The 610-nt window shown below is 79.7% G+C and carries 1 protein-coding gene; it reads right to left on the minus strand.

Features of this window, described 5'->3' with window-relative positions; all coding sequences use genetic code 11:
• Positions 1–610 (minus strand): hypothetical protein (locus tag PYV61_RS26380; protein WP_275836865.1); only part of this gene is annotated, 610 nt, incomplete at both ends.

Raw genomic sequence — 610 nt, forward strand, 5'->3', positions numbered from 1 at the left:
CGCGCCGCCAGCGCGCGCGCAGCCGCGCGGCCGCCCACGCGCCGCACGCCCACGCGCCCAGCCCCGCCCACAGCCCCCACACGAACCACGCGACGGCGAAGAAGTAGTCGCGCTCGCGCGCCTCGTGCGGCGCGTCGTCGGGGAGCACGCCCCACCCGTACGACGGCCCCGCCTTGAGGTTGAGCCACGCGGCGACGCCGAGGCTCCCCGCCAGCAGGAGCAGGAGCAGCGCGCGCCACGACCGGCGGTCGCGCGCCCGGTGCCAGCGCGCGCCGACGACCGCGAGCAGCGCGTACGCGACCGTCAGCGGCGTGCGCGTGGGGCTCGCGCCGACGCGGTCGTCCACGCCGAGCGCGAGCTGCCAGTCGGCCCACTGCAGCAGGTTGCCGAGCTGCAGCCACCAGGGCGCCTGGCGTGGCCAGGGCGGCGCGACGGCGTACTGCCGCCGCGCGATCACGTCGGCCAGCGCGCCCAGCGTCGAGGGGTCGCCCTGGTTGAGCGCCGGGTCGTGGCGCGCGCGGACGAGCAGCACCAGCACCGCCGACAGCGCGACGAGCGCCGGCAGCAGCCGCTCGGCGGCGCGGCGCAGGTGCGCGCGCTCGGTCCCCGC

Source organism: Roseisolibacter sp. H3M3-2 (assembly GCF_029211165.1).
Taxonomy (GTDB): Bacteria; Gemmatimonadota; Gemmatimonadetes; order Gemmatimonadales; family Gemmatimonadaceae; genus Roseisolibacter.